Annotated in this window: 16 protein-coding genes; 6 read left to right on the top strand and 10 right to left on the bottom strand. The window is 40.4% G+C overall.

Annotation, left to right across the window (positions count from 1 at the left end; translation table 11 throughout):
- Positions 1–558, bottom strand: coding sequence for a DUF4256 domain-containing protein (locus tag HMAT_RS06750; RefSeq protein ID WP_104381991.1), 558 nt, complete (start codon positions 556–558; stop codon positions 1–3).
- A gap of 132 nt (positions 559–690) precedes the next feature.
- Here HMAT_RS06750 and HMAT_RS06745 point away from each other — a divergent pair, with 132 nt between their 5' ends.
- Positions 691–1,575 carry a DUF808 domain-containing protein gene (locus HMAT_RS06745; protein WP_104381990.1) on the top strand — a complete coding sequence of 295 codons (885 nt, stop codon included), beginning with the start codon at positions 691–693 and terminating at the stop codon, positions 1,573–1,575.
- 76 nt (positions 1,576–1,651) lie between these two features.
- Here the strand turns inward: HMAT_RS06745 and HMAT_RS06740 are convergent, their stop codons facing one another.
- From HMAT_RS06740 to acnA, 3 genes are all read right to left on the bottom strand, one after another.
- Positions 1,652–3,037, bottom strand: coding sequence for a WG repeat-containing protein (locus tag HMAT_RS06740; RefSeq protein WP_104381989.1), 1,386 nt, complete (start codon positions 3,035–3,037; stop codon positions 1,652–1,654).
- Between the two features lie 208 nt (positions 3,038–3,245).
- Positions 3,246–3,812, bottom strand: coding sequence for a pentapeptide repeat-containing protein (locus tag HMAT_RS06735; RefSeq protein WP_104381988.1), 567 nt, complete (start codon positions 3,810–3,812; stop codon positions 3,246–3,248).
- A gap of 296 nt (positions 3,813–4,108) precedes the next feature.
- Positions 4,109–6,877: an aconitate hydratase AcnA gene (acnA, locus tag HMAT_RS06730; protein ID WP_233789131.1), complete on the bottom strand. Its 2,769-nt coding sequence runs from the start codon at positions 6,875–6,877 to the stop codon at positions 4,109–4,111.
- Between the two features lie 292 nt (positions 6,878–7,169).
- Here acnA and HMAT_RS06725 point away from each other — a divergent pair, with 292 nt between their 5' ends.
- From HMAT_RS06725 to HMAT_RS06710, 4 genes are all read left to right on the top strand, one after another.
- Positions 7,170–7,706 (top strand): TlpA disulfide reductase family protein, encoded by a 537-nt coding sequence (locus HMAT_RS06725; RefSeq protein WP_104381986.1) that lies wholly within the window; start codon positions 7,170–7,172, stop codon positions 7,704–7,706.
- A 115-nt stretch (positions 7,707–7,821) separates the two neighbouring features.
- Entirely contained in the window at positions 7,822–8,766 is a 945-nt protein-coding gene (metA, locus tag HMAT_RS06720) for a homoserine O-succinyltransferase (protein ID WP_104381985.1), read from the top strand.
- 67 nt (positions 8,767–8,833) lie between these two features.
- Positions 8,834–9,043: a hypothetical protein gene (locus HMAT_RS06715; protein WP_104381984.1), complete on the top strand. Its 210-nt coding sequence runs from the start codon at positions 8,834–8,836 to the stop codon at positions 9,041–9,043.
- 108 nt (positions 9,044–9,151) lie between these two features.
- A complete protein-coding gene (locus HMAT_RS06710) occupies positions 9,152–11,155 on the top strand; it encodes a M13 family metallopeptidase (protein WP_104383332.1) in 2,004 nt (667 codons plus the stop codon).
- A 64-nt stretch (positions 11,156–11,219) separates the two neighbouring features.
- Here the strand turns inward: HMAT_RS06710 and HMAT_RS06705 are convergent, their stop codons facing one another.
- The 6 genes from HMAT_RS06705 to HMAT_RS06680 all read right to left on the bottom strand — a co-directional run bounded on the left by HMAT_RS06705 (position 11,220) and on the right by HMAT_RS06680 (position 16,692).
- A complete protein-coding gene (locus HMAT_RS06705) occupies positions 11,220–12,434 on the bottom strand; it encodes an MFS transporter (protein WP_104381983.1) in 1,215 nt (404 codons plus the stop codon).
- Positions 12,435–12,593: 159 nt separating this feature from the next.
- Positions 12,594–13,553 carry a bifunctional UDP-sugar hydrolase/5'-nucleotidase gene (locus HMAT_RS06700; protein ID WP_104381982.1) on the bottom strand — a complete coding sequence of 320 codons (960 nt, stop codon included), beginning with the start codon at positions 13,551–13,553 and terminating at the stop codon, positions 12,594–12,596.
- On the bottom strand, positions 13,531–14,292 hold the full coding sequence (locus tag HMAT_RS06695) for a 5'-nucleotidase C-terminal domain-containing protein (protein ID WP_233789130.1): 762 nt from the start codon (positions 14,290–14,292) through the stop codon (positions 13,531–13,533). The genes HMAT_RS06700 and HMAT_RS06695 overlap by 23 nt, the downstream gene beginning before the upstream one ends.
- 155 nt (positions 14,293–14,447) lie before the next feature.
- A complete protein-coding gene (locus HMAT_RS06690; protein ID WP_104381981.1) occupies positions 14,448–15,515 on the bottom strand; it encodes an EamA family transporter in 1,068 nt (355 codons plus the stop codon).
- 18 nt (positions 15,516–15,533) lie between these two features.
- A complete protein-coding gene (locus HMAT_RS06685; RefSeq protein ID WP_104381980.1) occupies positions 15,534–16,007 on the bottom strand; it encodes an Lrp/AsnC family transcriptional regulator in 474 nt (157 codons plus the stop codon).
- Positions 16,008–16,188: 181 nt separating this feature from the next.
- Complete coding sequence (locus HMAT_RS06680) at positions 16,189–16,692, bottom strand: FUSC family protein (RefSeq protein ID WP_104381979.1); 504 nt, start codon at positions 16,690–16,692, stop codon at positions 16,189–16,191.
- 214 nt (positions 16,693–16,906) lie between these two features.
- Here HMAT_RS06680 and HMAT_RS06675 point away from each other — a divergent pair, with 214 nt between their 5' ends.
- Positions 16,907–19,828, top strand: a complete 2,922-nt coding sequence (locus HMAT_RS06675) for an FAD-binding and (Fe-S)-binding domain-containing protein (protein ID WP_233789129.1) — start codon at positions 16,907–16,909, stop codon at positions 19,826–19,828.
- Positions 19,829–19,909 lie beyond the last annotated feature (81 nt).

Genomic DNA, 19,909 nt, shown 5'->3' with positions numbered 1-19,909 from the left:
CTAAATGTATAGTATAGTTCTAAATCCACGTGCGGCATAATAGGAGATCGCGCCATTGTGGTAGGTGAAAACATGATTATAGCGCCGATCACAAAATAGAGCACCTCCGAGTTGGCGGATGGCTGCAGGTGTTTGTATCCAGCTTGATGTTTTCAGATCAAATTCTCCCAAAGTTTGCAGCTGTCGATATTGTTCTTCTGTCAGTAGTTCGACACCCATTTGTTTGGCTATTTCTACTGCACTGCCCGCAGGTTTATTTTCTTTTCTGGAATCCAGTGCAGCTTGATCAAAGCACAGACTCCTTCTTCCTTTTGGGCTTTCTGTTGCGCAATCGACAAATAGATAAGTATTGCTGACTGGATCGAGGCCGATAACATCAGGTTCGCCACCGCTCAATTCCATTTGCTGCAAACTCCAGGCCTTGGCCGGGTTTGCTTCGATTCTTTGCTGTATCGGTTCCCAAACGAGTTGCTGATGTCTTTGCATGTTAGCCTCAAATCTGGCCATAAGCACATTTAACAATGCAGTTTGCTCGGTCGCTGAAAGTGATTTTTTCATATTTGGTATAATTTGTATCTAAAATACACAATTAAAATAGATCTGTTTATTACTGCTTCTTGTGATTCAGCTAAATTACATAGTTGCGAATTGAATTAAATTTATATTTTTACGTTCAAATTTTAATAAAATATGGCTTCAGGAATATTTGCAATCTTAGATGATATTGCAGCTTTAATGGATGATGTTGCCGTTGCTAGTAAGATCGCAACCAAGAAAACAGTAGGAATTTTGGGTGATGATTTGGCCGTGAATGCGGAAAAGGCAACTGGTTTTTTGGCATCGAGGGAATTGCCTGTTCTGTGGGCGATTACCAAAGGTTCACTCATCAATAAACTGATTATCGTTCCGATAGCTTTGGTATTGAATGTCTTTTTTCCGATCGCGATCAAATACATTTTGATTTTAGGTGGATTTTATCTGGCTTTTGAAGGGGTTGAAAAGATTATCGAATATTTATTTCACCGTAAACATAAGGCAGGTGAGACCAAGGTTGAAGAGGTGATCGAAGAAAACAATATGGAAGCCGAAAAGTCCAAAGTTAAAGCAGCGATCACAACGGATTTCATCCTTTCTGTGGAAATCGTGATTATTGCTTTGGGAACAGTATTGGATAAAAGTCTAACCTTACAGATTATTACCGTTTGTGTAGTCGCTCTTCTTGCTACTGTAGGGGTCTACGGTATCGTTGCATTAATTGTTCGGATGGATGATGCGGGTTATAAATTGATCAGGAATGCAAAAGAAAAAGGACCACTGGCCAGTTTGGGCAAATTGCTGGTGCGTGCCCTCCCTGTTATTATCAAATTGCTGGCCGTGGTGGGTACCATTGCCTTAATTTTGGTTTCGGGTGGTATTTTTACCCATTATATAGATTTCCTACATCACGCCTTGCCGGATTTTCCGGGTATAGTTAAGGAGCTTTTGTTTGGACTTGGGGGAGGCATTATTGCGGTGTTACTTTTTACCATAGGAAAGAAAATTTTTGGCAAAAAGAAGACCGCAAGCGCGATATAATTACTGAATAAATAGTTTATAAAATAAAAGCTAGTAAGTGATTACTAGCTTTTATTTTATAAAAAATTTGTATGAATTAGATTTCCTCCGCGACAGCTTCGGCAGCAGCGTCCAATTCGACCGGTTCACCTTTTGTATTGATTAGTATAACATCATCAGATCCTTCTTTTGTGACGGATGCAACACCATCGCTGAAAGAGGTTGCGCCGCTGTAGATAAAAGGAATTGCAATTTTTCCCAGACCATTCAAATAACCGTATTTGCCGTCTTTACTCGAAAGGAAAAGATTCGGTTCTTCGGTTATTGAAATAAAATCATAGGCTGGCGTGAGGATCTTATTTGTTTTTATGTCAACCAGACTGTATTTGTCATTTTCGACACAAATGAAATGTGTGCCATTATTCTCCGAGATGAAGCTATAGCTTGCCGGTACAACGGTTTTTCCGGCCTGATTCAAGATCCCGTATTTTTCATTCTGCTGGAAAACGGCGTAAGCGCCATTGATAAATGAAATCATATCATAATTGGCCGGGATAAGTACTTTACCTGCTTTGTCCAGTATACCATATTTTTCATTTGTTCCAAATAGAAACTGCTCCGAATTATCGTCATAGCTTAAATAATCGTATTGAAAAGGGATCACGGTTTTTCCCGTAAGATTGATTGCACCATATTTCTCGTTTTTAAACTGAACAACGCTTACTTCACCGACAAATGGCGTAATGTAATGGTATTGTGCTGGTACAACGATTTGTTGGGCATCATCCTGGAGTCCCATAAGACCAGAAGTACTATCTTCAAATAAGTATAGATTTTCGGCCATTTGATTATTTTCTTCACCCTCCTGTTCTTCGCTGTAGATGGAATCTACTTGGTCATAGTCTTCGGGAACGATAAAATCGATGTCATTCAGCTGGCTGTTCGCTACACTTTGGGCCACAATATCTACGCCCAGCGGTGTGGTTACCTGTAAAACGCCGCCCGGAATTTTTTTGAAAATATCAAAACCTTCCCAATAGATAACTGGCAGTTTCTCACTATACCAGATGGATAAGGCGGTATTTCCTTCGATATCTTCTATATTAGGGAGTTCGATCTGCGCTAATTTGCAAGGGTAACCGGCGATATTTTTAGTTTGGCCCGGAACCAATTTGATCGAGAAGGAAGTTGCTTCTTCTTCGTGTACCGTGTATTTCGATAAGGACGGATAGAGTATGGTCGACTTATCTTCATTCTTTTTAGCCAGAAAAATAGATTCCTGTCCATCGGCTGAGGAGACTACTTTTATCTTGTCATTACTGACATAGGCTTCATACAGGGAGACCGGAGCTCCCTGCTCGGTGCCCTGATTAGCGTTTGTAAAAACAATGGCGTAATCGATTTTAAACGCTTTATTGATCTGTGCGAGAGATACCGTGCTGGCAGCCATCAAAACTGCGAATGATAAGAATGTTTTTTTCATCAGAATAATTTGCTTTTAGCGGTGAGGAAACGATCAAGAGCTTATATGGATAAGGTATATTTGCCATTATAAGTGCATGATAGGTTCATCTACCTAAAATTGATAGGCAAATATGATGATTTAGGATAAGCTCTTTTATCCCTGAAATCCGTTATTTAGTCGATTGTTGATTAAAAACCATTGCCGTGCGCGATGCTGAAAATTCTGCTCAGTCGATCAGCAATTGATATTTAGCCAATAAGCCTGGTAATTGTTCCGGTTCGAATTTACTCTTTTTCATCCGATTGGCTTCGGGATCCATTTGAATATGAACCGAAGTCCGAAAGTCACAGCCTTCCAGATTGCATTGCTCAAACCGTGCGTTTAGGAAGTTACAATTTTTGAAGATAGCCTGTTGGAGGTTGGCTTTTTCAAAATCAACATGTTGCAATGAACACTGTTCAAATTTAAATTTCTTCATATTACGTTCAAAAAAAGAAGCGTAATCCAATGTGGTATTCTTCATTTCGATATGAAAAGAGAATGAACTACATTCATTGAACAGGATACCCAACATCTTGCAGTCCTGAAAAATAATATGATCCAATTGTGTTCCTTTTAATTTTATATTGGATAAATTACAGGATTTAAATTCACAATTTGTAAATATCAAATCAGCCATTGCGGCGTTTTGGAAATCGCAATATTCAAATGTGCATTTATAAAATTCTGTAATCTGCTGTAATTCTTTGTTGAAGTTTACATTCGAAATAGTCTGCTCTACCAGTTCTTCCATGATTTGTCTATCTACGTAATTATCGGGATTGATTGCAGACGAAAATACAGTTTTATCATTGATAATGGAAGGATAACTGATTTAATCCCTTACATTGCCCGGAAGACAAAAATGGCTGACTTCAGGGAGAAAAATCCCTTGTTATCGGATGTAACTTTGGCAAGTCGCCAAACATCTTGGTGTGTTGGCCGGAAATATTGTCCAAATAGAACTCTGGTAGGTTTTTATATAGGTTGTGAAAGGGGCGCGATATATCGTGCCCCCTTTTATTTGCTATCGGTCAATAAGGCTCTGAATTAATTATTTTTTAAATATTGCCTTAATACATACTGTAAAATACCGTCATTTTTGAAATATTCGATTTCGATAGCTGAATCCAGTCTTGCTCTGACCTGAAACGTGATTGTTTTCCCATTGTCGTGAACAGCTTTTACATCTAGCAGTTTATGCGGTGTTAGCTCATTTGCCAAGCCAGTGATGGTATAGGTTTCAGTGCCATCAAGTCCCAACTTTTCGGCATTCTCACCGTTGATAAAGACAAGCGGTGCTACTCCCATCCCCACGAGATTGCTTCGATGGATACGTTCAAAGCTTTCGGCAATGACCGCCCTTACGCCAAGGAGAAAAGTTCCTTTGGCTGCCCAATCCCGGGACGATCCTGAACCGTAATCTTTTCCGGCCAAAACGATCAGTGGCGTATCGGTTTTTCGATATTCCATTGCCGTATCATAGACTGTTTTCACTTCATTTGTTGGAAAATACCGGCTGAAACCACCTTCCTGATCGATAATTTTGTTTTTAATGCGCACATTGGCAAAGGTTCCACGCATCATCACCTCATGATTACCACGTCTAGAGCCATAGGAGTTGAAATCTTCGCTATTCACCCGATGTGCTTTTAAGTATTTCCCGGCTGCGGTATCTTCCTTAAAAGAACCTGCAGGAGATATATGGTCTGTTGTGACAGAGTCCCCTAAATAAAGCAATACCCTAGCATTTTGGATGTCTTCGATAGGCTGCGGAACTGCCTGTAGGTTCTCAAAAAACGGGGATTCTTTAATATAGGTTGAGCTGTTGTCCCATTGGTAATTTTGGTCAAGGTTGACTTCCAGATCCTGCCAGTCCGTAGATCCGTCGAAAATAACGTCATATACTTCCTGGAAATCAGATTGTTTGACACATTCGTTAACGGTTTTGGTGATTTCTTCGCGACTTGGCCAGATATCTTTTAAATAAACCGGTTGGCCATTTGGATCATAGTCCAATGGTTCCTCCATTAGATTGATATCCACTCGACCTACCAAGGCATAGGCAACAACCAGCATTGGAGACATCAAAAAGTTCATTTTAACCTGCGGATGGACACGTGCTTCAAAGTTTCTATTTCCTGACAGTACCGAGGCAACGATTAATTCTCCTTTCTCGACTGCTTCAGCAATTTGGGGTGGGAGTGGTCCGGAGTTTCCAATACAGGAAGTGCAGCCATAACCTACGGTGTGAAATCTTAGCGCATCAAGATCTGCATTCAGACCAGATCTTTCGAGGTATTGTGTTACTACTTTTGAGCCCGGGGCCAGTGAGGTCTTTACCCATGATTTTGTGCGCAAACCACGTTCAATCGCATTTCTGGCTAATAGACCTGCACCGATCATCACAGTCGGATTAGAGGTATTGGTACAACTGGTTATCGCAGCAATAGCAATACTACCGTCGCTGACGATATATTCCTTGTGATTGTGTTTGATGCGTACGGCATGTATGGACTCTGAAATAACTTCATGGGGAGAAGCATGCTCAACGGGAACTTTTCCAAAAGTAAATTCGGTACCCGACCCACCATCGGCCAACCAGGCTGATTCTGAACGCTGTGGCATTGGAATATATTGCCTATGGTGTTCGCTATCTAATAGCTGTGAAAACTTATTATTTAGATCCTTGACCAAAATTTTGTCTTGTGGGCGTTTGGGGCCTGAGACAGTTGGTTCTAGTGTGCTTAGGTCAAATTCCACTACCGAAGAGTATGAGATCTGTTCCTTTCCCGTGCGCCAGAGTAAATTGCGTTTACAGTATTCTTCGACAATTTTGATTTCCTGTTCGGTTCGATTGGTACTGTGCATGTATTCCAGCGTACGGTCATCTATTGGAAAATAGGTGACTGTACAACCAAACTCGGGCGACATATTGGATATGGTGGCGCGGTCTGTCACCGATAATGTATCCAATCCATCTCCAAAGACCTCGACAAATTTTCCGACAACACCCTTGTCGCGTAAGATCTTTGTAATCGAAAGAACCATATCGGTTGCGGTGCAGATATCCGGAATTTTGCCTGTAAGTTTGAGCCCGATTACTTCCGGACAGGTGAAGAAGATGGGTTGTCCCAGCATGGCGGCTTCGGCTTCGATACCACCAACACCCCAGCCCAGAACACCGATTCCATTCACCATTGGCGTATGCGAATCGGTACCCACCAAGGTGTCTGGAAAAAGCCAATTATCACGGGCAATAACACCTTTGGCAAGGTATTCTAAGTTTACCTGATGGCAGATTCCCATTCCTGGCGGAACGACAGTGAAATTTTTTAAACCTTTTTGCGCCCATTTTAAAAGCTCATAACGTTCCCGGTTGCGCTCATATTCCAATTCGACGTTTTTGTCATAAGAATACTCTGTCCCAAAATAATCCACCTGCACCGAATGGTCAATCACCAGATCCACCGGAATTGCCGGATTGATTTTCTGGCCATCCTTACCATGTCGAATAAATTCAGCCCTTAAGGAAGCCATGTCGACAACAGCAGGAACGCCCGTAAAATCCTGCATCAGAATGCGTGCCGGCTTAAATGGAATATCCTTATCAACGGGCTGCGGAGACCAACCGATCAAGGTGCTGACATGTTCATCCGTTATACTAAATCCATCATGATTACGTAATACATTTTCCAGGAGAATTCGGATACTAAAAGGGAGGTGCTCAATATTACTTTCTGGTAGATCCCTTAGGGAGCTATACTGATACACTCTTCCATCGATTTCGATTTCCTGAATTGATTTTTCCTTGCTCATATTGATTTACTTATTATATAGTATATAATAAGCATATCCGTAAATTTGTTTGTAATAACTTTTAGACAAATCATTTCTTTCAGTTGTTGAACTGCACAAAATCAGCCGTTTCAGATCAGGAATAAATTTGGGCTACGTTTTATTCGAACTAAATACCTGTTTATTCCTATATTATGTTTGATAGTTTCAAGATTTAAATCTTTTAATCAGACGGTTTAAATCGGTTGATATCCGTACAATCATTTGCTAGATCAGACGTTTAAGTTAATGTCCTTTTATTGGAGAAAACAAGATGGAAATAAAAAATACATTCAGATTGATTACCGCTAGCTTATTGCTTTCTATACTATTCGTCGATACAACATTCAGTTATGCCCATCCCGGAGAACAGAAAGAAAGGACAGTTATGTTAAGCAAGAATGAGGAGGTTAGCTTTAAAGACAACAAAGGAAATGTTGTTTCATTAAATCAGCTCAAAGGTAAGGTTGTCCTGATCAATCTTTGGGCGACATGGTGTTCACCCTGTCTGGCGGAAATGCCTTCTCTGGACAAGCTGTATAAGGATTTTCTGGAGAATAGCCAGATCGTGTTTTTGTCCGTGGACGTTGACGGTAACCTAAAATCTTCAGCGAAATTTCTAAAAAAGCGGAAGTATAGTCTTCCGCTCTATCAACTAAATTCAGCATTGCCAAAAGAATGGAGTACGACAAGTATACCGACCACCATTATACTGGATAAGGTGGGCAAATTGGTCAACAAGCATGTTGGAGGGATGAATTTCGGATCAGTGAAGTTTAGAGAGGCCTTAAAACAATTAACTGAAGAATAAGTTGGAAGGTAATTGAATCTGCTCATTCGGTGCAAACTTAAATTTGCGGATTCATTTAGTATTCTGCCATTTTCTTGCTAATTTTGCATGCTAATTGTATAAGGAGAATTTATATATGCCCGTCAAACTTCCTAATAACCTTCCTGCGATAGAACTTTTAAAAAAGGAGAATATCTTTGTCATGAGTGACTTAAGAGCAAATGAGCAGGATATTAGACCATTACGTGTTTTGGTCCTTAATCTCATGCCGCTTAAGATCACAACAGAGACCGATTTTATTCGTTTACTTTCCAATAATCCTTTGCAAGTGGAGATGGAGTTTCTTCGACTGGAAACCCACGTGTCCAAAAATACACCCGAGGAACACTTGGAGATGTTTTATAAAAGCCTGAGTGAAGTGAAAGAGAACTTTTACGACGGTATGATCATCACGGGCGCACCTGTGGAAATGGTTCGGTTTGAAGAGGTGACTTATTGGAATGAGATCCAGACAATCTTTGACTGGGCGAGAACGCATGTCACTTCGAGCTTATATATCTGTTGGGCTTCACAGGCTGCTTTATACCATTTCTATTCGGTGGAGAAGAAACCTTTGGAAGAGAAACTTTTTGGCGTATTCAAACATACTGCGCTCGACAAAAGACATCCATTATTCCGTGGATTTGACGATGAGTTTTTTATTCCGCATAGCCGGCATACAACTATTGAAAAAGAGGATTTGCTTACCAAAAGCGGCGTAGAAATTCTTTCTGAATCGTCCGAGGCTGGCATTGCAATTGCGTCTTCGCGTGGCGGACGTGAGTTTTATCTAACTGGTCATTCCGAGTATGCGCCTTTTACATTGGATGAAGAATATAAAAGAGATTTAGAAAAAGGCCAAACTATACGTATGCCAGCGAACTATTATCGCGATGACAATCCTGACAATCAACCTTTGGTACGATGGACGAGTCATGCAAATCTATTATTTAATAATTGGCTTAACTACTTTGTTTACCAGGAAACACCTTTTGATTTAAAAGATGTCGTTCATCTGGGGGAAATCAGACAGAAGGACTGAACACAAATTTTATACTAAGCAAACTAAATAGGCCGGCGGAGCATTCTATCTATATAAAGTAGGTCGTATGAAAAGAATGTCTGTACTATTTTGTTTGCTCTCTTCCTTTGTTGCATTATATGCGGACGTACCCATTGAGGAAAATCAAAAACTCAGAGAGGCAAACGGCACCCTATGGTATGCCAATCCATGGATTTGGCTGGCGGGTGTGGCGCTATTTCTGATTGTCTTCTTCCTTCTTCTCCGTAAATCGACGAGAAACAAGACGCAGACATAATAATATATATATATTATTTTTGTTGTCAGCAAAACTATGTTTTGTGTTAAGAACAATAGCAAAACTTTTCTTAAGTTTGTGTGGATAGATAACAAACTAAAATATTATATGAAGAGAAATATACTGTTAGCAGCTTTGTTGGCTTGCGGTTCTTTGGCCGGTTATGCCCAAAATAATGCGATCAATGTAAACTACATGGATAAAACCGTTCGTCCGCAGGATGATTTCTACAATTTTGTAAATGGTCAGTGGATGAAGACTGTTAAGATACCATCGGATAAAGCGCGTTGGGGATCTTTTGATGAGTTGCGTGAGAATACAGATATTGCCACGCTGAAGGTGTTGCAAGAATCATTGTCTGGCCAGTTCGAAAAGGGGACGGATAACCAGAAGATTGGTGATCTGTACAGATCTTTTGTCGACATGAAGACACGCGACAAGCTTGGCTTGGGACCTGTTCAACCCTATTTGACAAAAATAAATGCGATCAAGAATTTTGATGATCTTTATAAATATTTGGTAGAGGTGGCACCCATAGGAGGTAACCCTTTTTTTGGTGGATATGTTTATGCACATCTCAAAAATTCGAATGTCAATACGGTTTATTTGGGTGGGGGAAGCTTAGGCTTAGGCCGTTCCTATTATCAGGTAAAGGATCAAAAAAATGAAGAGACCTTAAAGGACTATTCAAATTATATTTCAGCGCTTTATTCCAAGGCGGGTCAACGTACGAAAGATCTTAAAGGTCCTAAAATTGTCGCTTTTGAAAAAGAATTAGCCGCTAATCTAAAAACTGTTGAACAGTCGCGAGACGCAAACGGCCGCTACAATCCGGTAGCAGTTGCTGATTTGAAGAAGATGGTAAAAAACGTCGATATTGCTAAATATCTACGTGATGTTGGCTTCAAAGCAGATACCGTTATTGTACCTGAACTGAAATACTATGAAAATTTAGATAAGATCTTCAACCCTGCGAATCTCCCGATCATTAAGGATATATTAACATTTCATCTATTAAATACCGCAGCCTCGTATACAACACAGGAATTAAATGACCTTTCTTTTGATTTCTGGGGTCGTAAGCTGAAAGGGCAGAAGCAGCAACGAGCGCTGGATAAACGGGGGGTAGAGTTCGTTAATTCTATTGCCGGAGAGCTCTTAGGAAAACTCTATGTGAAAGAGAGTTTTCCACCACAGGCGAAGGCTGACGCGGAAGAACTGGTAAGCTATCTTGTAAAAGCATTTGGGCAACATATCAATGGTTTAACATGGATGTCCGCAGACACAAAAGTAAAGGCGCTCGAAAAACTGTCGAAATTTAAAGTAAAGATTGGCTATCCGGACAAATGGAAAGATTATAGCAAACTGGATGTTGGAACTTCGCTTTACGATAATGTCTTATCATCCAGTAAATGGTCTTTTTATGAGAACCTTGCGAAACAGGACAAGCCAGTTGATAAATCTGAATGGGGAATGACGCCACAGACAGTCAATGCCTATTACAGTCCGTTGTTTAACGAAATTGTATTCCCAGCAGCAATTCTTCAGCCTCCGTTCTATGATTACAAAGCGGATGCAGCCGTCAATTTTGGAGGCATAGGAGCCGTTATAGGGCATGAACTATCGCATGGCTTTGATGACCAAGGAGCAAAATATGATGGAAACGGAAATTTGAATAACTGGTGGACGGATGGCGACAAAGCTAAATTTGAAGCCGCGGCAGATGCCTTGGTGAAACAATTTGAAGCCTATGAACCAGTTCCAGGAGTTTTTGTAAATGGTCGTTTTACTTTAGGTGAGAATATTGGTGATTTGGGCGGTTCTTCTGTTGCATTCGATGCATTACAGCTTTATTTAAAAGATAAAGGAAATCCCGGTCTAATCGATGGATTTACACAAAACCAGCGTTTTTTCCTTTCTTGGGCTACTATTTGGAGAACCAAGACAACCGATGAATTTGTTGTGAATCAGGTAAAAACAGATCCACATTCTCCTGCGCAATATCGGGCTTTTGCTCCGATTATCAATTTAGATGCGTTTCATGCCGCGTGGGAAACGAAGGATGGCGACAAGATGTTTGTACCGATGGATAAACGTATTAAGATCTGGTAGGGAAATCTCCGGATCTTATTGAACGACAAAGGGGGTATTTCAACTGAAATGCCCCCTTTGTTGTCTATCGCATCCATTTTAGGACGAGGTAAAAACCAAGTCCCGTGAAGAAAAGTGTCAGCGCTGTTGCCCACCAAAGTGTGGTGAAACCAAAGGAGTCAACAATAGATGTTCCGAGCAGAGGCGAAAAAATATTTGCTGCAGAGAATGCCAGGGAATTGAAGCCCATATAGGCACCTTGCGTTTTTGGGCTAGAGCGGTTAACCGATACAGTAGCCATAAATGGCAATGTCAGCATCTCACCAAGACCAAAAATAAAGAAGGTGAAATATAGCCAGCCGAGTCCGCCCATATAATTCAGCATGGCATACGAACTAGCACATAGAAACGTCCCAAAGACCAAGGTGCTGACCAGTGAAAATCTCTTTTCCGCAAGATGGACAACAAACATCTCCAATAAAACAATTACAAAACCACTCCAGCCCAATAGGAATCCAATCTGATGGTCATCCAAGTGATGCACTTCGCGGTAAAATATCGGCAAGGTCGTAATTAACTGGAAAAAGCAAAATGAAAAAATACAGCAGAAGATATTAAATAACACAAATGGAATATCTGTATAGGGGTTGCGGCTTTGGTTTGCTACCTCGCTGTGTACTAAAGCGTCTTTTTTTGCTTTAACATCAGTTCTTTTTTGTCTTTTGTTAAAAAAGATAAAGAAAATTACCGCTGCGCACATCACGGCAAAGGAGTTTCCATAGAAAATCCAGTTAAATGAAATAGTGGCAAGGAAACCGGCAACAGCGGGACCAATTGAAAAGCCCAGGTTGATAGCCAGTCTGTTTAGTGAAAATGCGCGGGTTATATTTTCGGGCTTGGCATAGCTGGCCACAGAAACAGAATTCGCTGGTCTAAACGCATCAAAAATCAGACTTAGCGTAAAGATCATGATGGACAGGGATTGAACTTCTTTAAAATAGGGGATTAATAGAAATAAGGGGGAAGCCAACACCAGGCTCCCGAATTGCACCTTAAAACTGCCTATCCGATCTGTTAGCCATCCGCCGATATAGGAACCGCATACAGAACCTATACCGTAGCTCATCAGGACAATTCCGACTTGCTTAATATCGAAATGAAGTACTTGCGTCATATAAAGTCCCAAAAAGGGGATGACCATACTACCCATTCTATTGATCAACATTACAATGGCCAAAAGCCAGGCTGCCTGCGAGAGGCCTTTAAAAGAATCTAGGTATATGGATATAATTTTTTTCATGCAAATAATTTGCTTTTTAGACCGTGTTGATTTTATCAGCGCTTTATTGTCATCCCGATAGAGGGGGTGGCTCAGGCTTATAAAAGCGACAACTCATTTTGATAAAAAAATGCCAAATTGATTATGGTCAATTTGGCATCTATTTTAAATTGATAACATTTATGCCAATAATGACTCTTCGATTGACGGGTCAATCTCATAGGTACTTGCTACCATTTGTTTTTTACCAGAGCCGGGTTCCATAATGAAATCAATTCGGCCGAGGTTAATGCCTGCAAAACCCACTTGGTTGATTACTGTCTGCGCTCCTTTTAAATTTGTGACCAAGGTCGGTTCGTTTAAAAAAGTATGGGTATGACCGCCGATGATCAGATCAATATCTGATGTTTTGGAGGCAAGTACCAGATCTGAAACCTTATCATTCTCATATTGATATCCAAGGTGTGAAAGACAGATAATAAGATCGCACTTATGCTTTTCTTTTAGGATTTTAACAATTTTGTTAGCGATTTCGATCGGATCCAGATAGCTCATGCCTTTATAATTATTGGGATCTACCAAACCTTCGATATCAACACCAAGTCCGAATACACCTATTTTAATACCGCCTTTATGAAATATCGTATAATCCTGCGTTTTCCCTTCAAGTACAGTACCTTTAAAATCATAGTTGGCCGTCAGAAATGGAAATTTGGCGTGATCCAGATATTTTACGAGGCCGTCTAGACCATTGTCAAACTCGTGATTACCGAAAGTCCCGGCATCATATCTCAATTTCGTCATGAGGTCCAATTCCAATTTACCTCCAAAAAGGTTAAAATAGGGTGTTCCCTGAAACATATCGCCTGCATCCAATAATAAGAGGTTCCTTTCCTCCTTACGGATTTTATTGATTAATGTGCTACGGCGGGCCACGCCTCCCAATCCCTGATATTTACCACCGTCCATTGGAAAGGGCTCAATGCGACTATGCACATCGTTTGTATGTAAAATGGTCAATTTGATCTTTTTATTTTCGGCAACCGCCTGAAAAGGTAATGAACCCAAAGCAAGTGCTGCGGAAAATCCACCGGCTTGCTTGATAAACGTTCTCCGATTAATTGATTTTAATTCTTCCATCTAATTCCGCATTTACTTGTTTACCTGCTTTTGTTAATTCACTTACATATTCTATTAAACCTTCACGCATCCGTTGGGGGTAGTTGGTTCTGGAGACCGATTGCGTTAATAACACGAGGTTATCACCACCATTGGCAAGATAATCATAGGTGACCAGTTTGTATAATTTGTTGTCATCGATTGCTTGTCCTTTTATTTTTATATCCTGAACTATATTGCCTGTTATCGTTAAGGTCATACCAGCAATGGGCTGGCCATGTGTGATGGCGATATAATCAGCAAGCTGACGTACTTGACTGCCTTTTAGTTCGATAATCGTCAATGTATTTTCAAATGGCATTACTTCAAAAATATGCCCCACGGTGATATCTCCTGCCTTGAGATCGTTACGAATTCCTCCTTTGGTTGCAAAGGCCAGGTCTGCGGGATTATGGGCATAATGCTCGCTCATCCATAATAGCGCTTCACAGAAAAAATTTCCCATTAGCGTCTCGGCGGTCTTCTCTTTCGTGAGGGCCTTGTCGGCATGTCCGATAACACGGTTCATTTCAGCTTCCATCTTTTGCTTAAACGGCTCATAAATGGAAACGACAGTAGGATCTGCTTGTACATCCTTATTCATATGATATTGCTGGAAATCCTTCTGCGTAGGGTGGAGTTGCTTTGAGCAACCTGTGACCATCAAAAGCGAAGCGACTCCAAGACTACCAATAAAGGCAATTTGCTTTGATAAATTCATTATAGTTAGTTTAACCAAATATTGGGGCAAAGTTAGCCAATTAAATATGAAGAAATCTTATTCCTTAAGTGCTAATTTTGACAAAAACATAAAAACAATAAAAGCTTAACATAGATTTACGTTAAGCTTTATCATATAATTAGAAAAATAACAACCTAGTGAACCAATTCGGCCTCTGGAAGATCATCTAAGGGCGTTTGACGATCCTTATTTTTCGTCAATGTATCCAATGTGCTTCCTTGAAGGATCTTTTTGTTTTTATTTTTAGCTGATAGTTTGGTGCGGTAAGCTTTCCAATTCATCAATAAAACAGAGAACAAAATAACTGCCAAACCTACAATTTGTAGAGAAGTCACTGCATGTGAAGTGAAAAAATGACTTAATATCAACGCAATGATCGGATTTACATAGGCATAAGTACTTACTTCCATCGCTGGGCGTACTTGTAAAAGCCAAATGTAAGAGCTAAATGCGAGGATAGAACCAAATGTGATCAAATAGCCTAGATTGAACCAATCGACAGGAGCAACGCTGCTTAATTCAAATGATGCATACTCGCCTGTAAAAAGTGCAGTGATATTAAAAAGGACACCTGCAGTGACCATCTGCCAGGCCGTTTTAACCATCACATGTAAGTCTTCTTTTTCTTGCGTTTCTGATTTTTTGAAATATTTAGATGCCAATGAGCCTACTGTCCAGGCGATGGAGCCCAATACCAAAATACATAAAGCAATGATCTTCAAATTTCCATTTGCATTGTCGTTGGATGCCATAATCTGTTCGGCAAATAGCATAACGACTCCAACGAATCCAAGCACAACGCCTGCTACTGTTGTAATGCTGCTAAAATTCTCCTTCCATTTGGGTTTGTCGAGTAAAATAAACCAGATTGCTGCTGCTGCCGCGATAATTGCCGCCACTCCGCCCGAAACATATTGCTCGGCCCAGATGACTCCAGCCATATCGATAAAGAGGAGTAGAAACCCGACGAAGGCAGCTTCTAATATGGAACGTTTATTAAAAAGTTTATAACCTTTTATGGCACAATAACTCATCAAGATTGCACTTGCGGTGACAAACCGAAATGATCCTAATATAAACGGTGGAAAGCTATGCAACGCTTTTTCTATAAAGAAAAAGGTTGATCCCCATACCACGTAAATTATAAAATAAGCAACAACAACCATAAGTGGGCTTGCAGCTTTTTTGTGTCCTTGTAACATAATGAAACCTCCTTTCTATTATTCAGGTATAACAACCTGTTGATCTTCTTTTACCGTCTGAAGTACGATTGTGGTCCGGGTGGAAATTATTCCTTCAACTTTACTTAACGTATTGCGCATTAAATCCACTAAACCTGTCGAATCAGCGGTTCTCACTTTGATAAGATAACCATCATCTCCAGCGATGTCGTGTACTTCCTGTACTTCTGGGATTTCAGCGAGGGCTAAGCCAACGCGCTGTTCACCAATAATGTCATTCGCTTTGATGAAAATAAATGATAAAAGTTTTTGATCAACAGCAGCTGGATTGATTTTAGCACTGTATTTTAAGATCACGTCTTTTTGTTCGAGCTTTTTAACCCGCTCCAGAATTGCTGAAGGAGCCATGCCTAGTTCCCTGGCAATATCCGCATTATTGATACGTCCGTTATCCTGCATCAAACGAAGGATTTTGTAATCTACTTGATCTAAATTATATTCTACTTTTGTCATTTCGACTGCAAAGGTAAGTAAAAAAGTAGAATATTCAAAATGTTAACAATAATTATGAATAATATTCTGTGTTTATCGTTCTTCTTGTGAATTTTATTCGATGAAAAGGTGGGTGTTACCGGAGTTTAAATCTAATTTATTGAGTAAAAAGGAATTGCGACATTGTTGTGGCTTACTGTATTCAACAATTATACCGATTTCTTAAATTAATAATTATATTTCGGGTGGATAGAATGACGCCCAATCCAATCAAACATCCTACGCATACGCAGCCAAAGCGGTCCAGTGCTGCAAAATAGGAACGGCTTTCTTGCTCATGCAAATAGACTATAATTAACGCGACCATTGAGGTGCGGGCCACAGCCATAATATTCAGTGCCTTACAAATAACCAGTGAAGCAAGCATACCAATAATCATCGCATAGAGTTGCGGGATAGGGACAAAGTACAGACTAAGCCCGATAGCTGAACCGATAAAATTTGATTTAGCACGATCGATAGCAATTTTTTTTGATTCATTTTCCTGTGGAGATATGACCAGGATAATAGATATAAGCGTCCAGGAGACAGAGTATTCCGGAAAGGATACAAATAGAATATAGCCCAATAAAAATCCGGCAAGTACCCGTATTGTATATATAATAAAATCTGAATGTAATGTGTATCGAAGGATAAGATTACGCATATAACAAAGAAGATGTTAATTCATTAAACCGTGTTGCTGTTGCAAAAATACGAGCAAATGATGAAGGCACGAAATAAAATTCAGGATTGTTGCATTTTGTGTATGCGTTTTTATGCGTTTTGTTTTAACGAATTGTGTGTTTTCTTGCAATTGTTCCTTTTTCCAAAAGAGAAATTTAACTAAATTTGTTTTCTACATTTAAAAAGCAAATTCAGTGAAAGATCAGAATCAATTAGCCTTATTGGCAACTCAACTGAAAGGGGAGTTGTACTATACAGAAGAAGCATCACATCAAACCATGTTGTTTGCGTATTCAACGGACGCTTCGGTATACCAGGAAAAGCCGTTGGCAGTGGCTATTCCATCTGATATAAATGATATAAAAAACCTGATTGATTTTGCGGGAGCAAATCGGACAACCTTAATTCCACGTACCGCTGGCACATCGTTGGCAGGACAGGTTGTTGGAAATGGTATCATCATGGATATGTCCCGTCATTTTAACCGCATCCTCGAATTGAATGTGGAAGAGAAATGGGTGCGTGTGGAACCGGGTGTCATTCGTGATGATCTGAACAGTTACCTTAAACCATTTGGGTTGATGTTTGGTCCCGAAACCTCTACCGCCAGCCGGGCCATGGTCGGTGGAATGATCGGTAATAATTCTTCTGGTCTTCATTCTATTGTCTGGGGTGATACGCGCCATAACCTGATTGCTGCAAATGTACTTTTAGATGATAAATCCGAGGTAAGCTTTGCTGCGCTGGACGAGAAAAGTTACTTTAAAAAACTGTTACAGACAGATCGTGAGGGGGATATCTATCGTCACATGAATGACTTGTTGACTGACCCTCAAAACCTGGCAGATATTGAAGCGGGTTATCCCAAGCGTTCAATTACCCGACGAAATACAGGTTATGCGCTGGATATGCTAAGTGATCGGAGTCAGCCATTTAATATGTGTAATCTCCTGGCCGGCTCTGAGGGTACCTTGGCGATTGTCACGGCGGCAAAGCTACGCTTGATGGATTTACCACCTAAAGAATTAGGCTTGCTATGTGTTCATTTCTCTGATATGGTTGAATGTATGCATGGCAATGTGATCGCATTAAACCATAGACCTGAGGCTTCGGAGCTGGTAGATAAGTATATTCTGGATTTTACGGTTGGTCATCCTACTTATAAGTATAATCGTTTTTTTATAGAAGGCGATCCGCAGGCATTGTTAATCGTTGAATTTAGAGGCGATACAGAGGCCGAGACCGAGGCTAAAGCAATGGCTTTAAAGGCTGAGCTGATGGAAAGGGGCTTGGGTTACGCGTATCCTTATATTACTGGAATTGAGCAGACAAATCTCGTCTGGGATGTTAGAAAAGCTGGGCTCGGCCTTATCCGAAATCTCCCTGGGGACAGTCAGCCAGTAAATTTAATCGAAGACTGTGCTGTTTCTCCGGAAGATCTGCCGGAATATGTCAGCGACATTCAAAAATTATTGATTGCTGAAGGTGTACATGCGTCTTACTACGCGCATGCCGGAGCCGGTGAATTGCATATTGAACCCTTTGTCAATCTGAAAACAGATGAAGGTAAGCGCACTTTTCGCTCCATACTGGAAAAAACAAGTGACCTCGTTTTAAAGTACAATGGGTCATTAAGCGGAGAACATGGTGATGGGCGCTTAAGAGGTGAGTTTATCGGCAAGGTACTTGGCCAAAAGGTCTATAAGCTTTTGGAAGAGGTCAAGGTCATTTTTGATCCACTGGGAATTTTTAATGCCAATAAAATTGTTAACACACCGCCAATGGATGCCCATCTGCGCTACGATAATGACAAGAATAGAACGGCTATAAAAACATATTTCGATTTTTCCAAAGATGAATCCATTCTCCGCTTGGCGGAAAAATGCTCGGGATCGGGCGATTGTCGAAAAACGGAAATTACTGGTGGTACCATGTGTCCTTCTTTTATGGCGACTCGTGATGAGAAGGATACAACACGTGCCAGAGCAAATATGTTACGTCAATTTTTGACCAATTCCACCAAGAAAAATCGCTTTGATCATGAGGAAATCAAAGAAGTTATGGACTTATGTTTGAGCTGCAAGGGTTGTAAAACAGAATGTCCGTCAAGTGTGGACGTCGCTAAAATGAAAGCAGAATTCTTACAACATTATTACGATGAACACGGCGCTGGCTTCCGAACAAAATTGATTGCTAATTTTACTGACTCTCAAAAACTGGGTTCGCTGGTCGCCCCACTTTATAATTTTGTTGTGAAGAACGAATTCCTATCCGGTTTGGTTAAAAAAACGGTCGGATTTGCTCCAAAGCGTTCACTTCCTACAGTGAATGGCACGACATTAAGCCAATGGGTCAAGAAACAAAAGGTCGAACCACAGGTGAAACGCCGTGTCTATCTATTCTCCGATGAGTTCACCGAATACAATGATGCTGAGATTGGTATCACTGCCTATAAACTGCTAACGGCCTTGGGTTATGAGGTAGTTATTCCAAAACATGTGCAGAGTGGCCGGACTTTTCTTTCCAAAGGATTTGTCAAAGAAGCAAAAAAAATTGCTAACCAGAACATTAGTTTTCTAAAGGATCTGATCACAGATGACACGCCGTTGTTGGGTATCGAGCCTTCTGGAATAATTACATTCAGGGACGAATACCTAAGTTTAGTTGACGAAAATCTGCATGGCGATGCACTTCGGGTAGCAAAAAATGCACTAATGATTGACGAGTTTCTTTTAGCGGAAATTGAGGCCGGTCGTATTCACCAGGAGCAGTTTACTGCCCTTGACAGAAAAATCAAATTGCACGGACATTGCTACCAAAAAGCTTTTCATTTGGTGGGTATTACCCAGCAAGTATTGTCCTTCCCGTTAAATTATTCCGTTGAAATCATTCCATCGGGATGCTGTGGTATGGCGGGGTCTTTTGGCTATGAGGCCGAACATTATGACGTTTCGATGAAAGTGGCGGAATTGGTATTATTGCCCGCTGTACGCAAAACGGATAGCACAACTTTAATCGCAGCAGCGGGTACCTCATGTCGGCATCAGATCAAGGATGGTGTGGGAAGAAAATCCTTTCATCCTGTTGAAATTTTGTACGATGCTTTATTGAAATAAAATAAAAACATTGCCAATAGTTGTTTGTTATCAGTAATAATAGTAATATTATAAGAGCAATATTTCAATGATTACTGATAA

Origin of the sequence: Sphingobacterium sp. HMA12 (genome assembly GCF_002933815.1) — a bacterium.
In the GTDB taxonomy this organism is placed as follows: domain Bacteria; phylum Bacteroidota; class Bacteroidia; order Sphingobacteriales; family Sphingobacteriaceae; genus Sphingobacterium.
This window is presented reverse-complemented; position numbering and strand designations above follow the sequence as displayed.